The sequence below is a fragment of the Streptomyces spiramenti genome, from assembly GCF_012034385.1.
In the GTDB taxonomy this organism is placed as follows: Bacteria; Actinomycetota; Actinomycetes; order Streptomycetales; family Streptomycetaceae; genus Streptomyces; species Streptomyces spiramenti.
Genome location: NZ_JAAVJB010000379.1, coordinates 1 through 2994 on the forward strand (window position 1 = coordinate 1; position 2994 = coordinate 2994).

Consider the following 2994-nt stretch of genomic DNA (forward strand, 5'->3'; position numbering starts at 1 on the left):
GGCCGGTCGCCCCCGGTTCAGCAGGGGCGACCGGCCGGTCGCGTCGTCGTCCGACCGCGGCGATGCGCACGCCCGGTCAGCGGTGTCAGCGGCGGCGGGCCAGAGGGCCGGTACGCCCCGTCGCCCGCCACCCGCGGTGTCAGTCGGTGAGGTTGACGCCCCGCGCCGAGGTGGCGCCGATCTCGGCGCCGATCTCGGTGAGCACCTGCGCGGGGATGGTGCCGTCGACGGTGAGGGCGATCAGCGCGGCGCCGCCCTCCTCCGCGCGGGCGACCTGCATCCCGGCGATGTTGATGCCGGCCTCGCCGAGCAGTCGACCGAGAGTGCCGACGACACCCGGGCGGTCGGTGTACCGCAGGAAGGCCATGTGGTCGGCGAGCGACAGGTCGACGGTGTGCTCGCTGATACCGACGATCTTCTGGTGGTGCTTCGGACCCGCGAGGGTGCCGGAGACCGAGACCTCGGTGCCGTCGGTGAGGGTGCCACGCACCGTGATGAGGTTCCGGTGGTCGGGCGATTCCGAGCTGGTGGTGAGCCGGACCTCGACGCCGCGCTCCTGGGCGAACAGCGGGGCGTTGACGTAGGACACCGTCTCGGCCACGACGTCCTCGAAGACGCCCTTCAGCGCCGAGAGTTCCAGGACCTTCACGTCGTGCTGCGTGATCTCGCCGTAGACCTCGACGTCCAGACGCTGCGCCACCTCGCCCGCCAGCGCGGTGAAGATGCGCCCCAGCTTCTCCGCCAGCGGCAGCCCGGGGCGGACCTCCTCGGCGATGACACCGCCCTGCACGTTGACGGCGTCCGGCACCAGCTCGCCGGCGAGCGCGAGCCGCACGGAGCGGGCGACGGAGACTCCGGCCTTCTCCTGTGCCTCACCCGTCGAGGCGCCGAGGTGAGGGGTGTTCACGACGCTTTCGAACTCGAACAGCGGGGAGTCGGTGCAGGGTTCGGTGGCGTAGACGTCCAGCCCAGCGCCTGCGACGCGCCCTTCCTTGAGGGCGCTGGCCAGCGCCACCTCGTCGACGATGCCGCCACGCGCGGCATTGATGATGCGCACGGAGGGCTGCACCTTCTGCAGCGCCTCGTCGCCGATCAGGCCGACCGTCTCCGGGGTCTTGGGGAGGTGGACGGTGATGAAGTCCGAGGTGGCGAGGAGGTCGTCCAGCGCGACCATCTTCACGCCCATCTGCGCGGCGCGGGCGGGCTGCACGTAGGGGTCGTAGGCCACGATCTTCATGCCGAACGCCGACATGCGCTGCGCGACCAGGACGCCGATGCGGCCGAGGCCGACGACACCGAGGGTCTTCTCCGAGAGTTCGACACCCGTGTACTTGCTGCGCTTCCACTCGCCCTGCTTGAGCGCGGCGTTGGCCTGCGGGATGTGACGGGCGGTGGAGAGGATCAGACCGCAGGCCAGCTCGGCGGCGGTGATGATGTTGGAGGTCGGGGCGTTGACGACCATCACGCCGGCCTTGGTGGCCGCGGCGACGTCGACGTTGTCGAGACCGACACCGGCGCGTGCGATCACCCGCAGCCGTCGACCGGCGGCGATGGCCTCGGCGTCGACCTTGGTGGCACTGCGGATCAGGATGGCGTCGGCCTCGGCGATCGCACCGAGCAGCGCGGCGCGGTCCGCGCCGTTGCACGTCCGGATCTCGAAGTCCGGTCCCAGCGCGTCCACGGTGGCGGGTGAAAGCTCTTCGGCGATCAGTACGACGGGCTTGCTCACTTGTCTCAGTCCTCGCTTGTCCTCTGCGGGTGGCCGCGTCCCGACGGCCGAAGGCGGTGGAGGTTGGCAGCCGCGTGAGACACACGACGCTGTGAGCCTGTGACGCGCTAGTGCTGGCAGTGTATCGGCGCGGCGGCGGTCCCGGCGCCGGTTGCGCGGGACCGCCGCCCCTGCGGGCGATACCGGCTGTCAACCCGGTGTCGGTCGTGCTCAGTCCTCGTTGTCGACCCAGCTCATGAGCTTGCGGAGCTCCTTGCCGGTGGTCTCCAGCTTGTGGTTGGAGTCAGCGGTCTTGTACTCGTTGTACTTGGGCAGACCGGCCTCGTACTCGGCCATCCAGGTCTTGGCGAAGGTGCCGTCCTGGATCTCGGTGAGGACCTTCTTCATCTCGGCCTTGGTGGCGTCGGTGACGATCCGCGGTCCGGTGACGTAGTCGCCCCACTCGGCGGTCTCCGAGATCGACCAGCGCATCTTCTCCAGGCCGCCCTCGTACATGAGGTCGACGATGAGCTTCAGCTCGTGGAGGCACTCGAAGTAGGCGATCTCGGGCTGGTAGCCGGCCTCGACCAACGTCTCGAAGCCGGCCTTGACCAGCGCGGAGGCGCCGCCGCAGAGCACGGCCTGCTCACCGAAGAGGTCGGTCTCGGTCTCCTCGGTGAAGGTGGTCTTGATGACACCGGCGCGGGTGCCGCCGATGGCCTTGGCGTAGGACAGCGCCAGTGCGAACGCGTTGCCGCTCGCGTCCTGCTCCACCGCGGCGATACAGGGGACGCCGCGGCCTTCTTCGTACTGGCGGCGCACCAGGTGGCCCGGCCCCTTCGGGGCGACCATGCAGACGTCGACACCGGCGGGCGGCTGGATGAAGCCGAACCGGATGTTGAAGCCGTGGCCGAAGAAGAGGGCGTCGCCCTCCTTGAGGTGCTCCTTGACGGACTCCTCGTAGACCTTCGCCTGGATGGGGTCCGGGACCAGGACCATGATCACGTCAGCCTCGGCGGACGCCTCGGCGGGAGTGACCACGCGCAGGCCCTGCTCCTCGGCCTTGGCGCGGGAGCGCGAGCCCTCGTGCAGGCCGACCCGCACGTCGACGCCCGAGTCGCGCAGCGAGAGCGCGTGGGCGTGGCCCTGGCTGCCGTAGCCGAGAACCGCGACCTTGCGGCCCTGGATGATGGACAGGTCGGCGTCGTCGTCGTAGAAGAGCTCGGCCACTGGGGTTATCTCCTTGAGTGCGGGGTGGAACGGGTAGGGGTGGTGCTCGGTGGGGG

At 69.9% G+C, this 2994-nt stretch carries 2 protein-coding genes; both read right to left on the bottom strand.

Annotation, left to right across the window (positions count from 1 at the left end):
* Nucleotides 1-139: 139 nt before the first annotated feature.
* Nucleotides 140-1729, bottom strand: a complete 1590-nt coding sequence (gene serA, locus HCJ92_RS23390; protein ID WP_167935604.1) for a phosphoglycerate dehydrogenase — start codon at nt 1727-1729, stop codon at nt 140-142.
* A 210-nt stretch (nt 1730-1939) separates the two neighbouring features.
* Nucleotides 1940-2938: a ketol-acid reductoisomerase gene (gene ilvC / locus HCJ92_RS23395; protein ID WP_167935605.1), complete on the bottom strand. Its 999-nt coding sequence runs from the start codon at nt 2936-2938 to the stop codon at nt 1940-1942.
* Nucleotides 2939-2994: the final 56 nt, after the last annotated feature.